The organism is Paraburkholderia sp. SIMBA_027 (assembly GCF_046535315.1).
GTDB lineage: Bacteria > Pseudomonadota > Gammaproteobacteria > Burkholderiales > Burkholderiaceae > Paraburkholderia > Paraburkholderia tropica.
In genome coordinates, this window is the sequence record NZ_JAWRWY010001670.1 from 1 (window position 1) to 233 (window position 233).

General features: G+C 65.7%; 1 protein-coding gene. It reads right to left on the minus strand.

The genetic code is table 11. The features are described from left to right. Nucleotides 1-233: asparagine synthase-related protein (locus tag SB764_RS44860; RefSeq protein WP_410867417.1), on the minus strand; the 233-nt coding region annotated here is incomplete at both ends.

The window sequence follows — 233 nt, forward strand, 5'->3', positions numbered from 1 at the left end:
GCCCGGGCGGGCAAGCGGCGGCGAGTTCGACCAGGTCCTGGTCAAGGAATGGGACGCGGGCCTCGATTCCCCAAGCCATGGACATGTTGTCCAACCGTTTGACCGGGTCATCGATCATCAGCAGGTGGGTGTCCAATCTCAAGACAGCGTCCAGGGCGGTGTCTGCGCCGGGTCCGGCAAGATGGGCGGCCAGGGCTTCGCGGCTGACATCCTTACCGGCCCACCACTCCGGT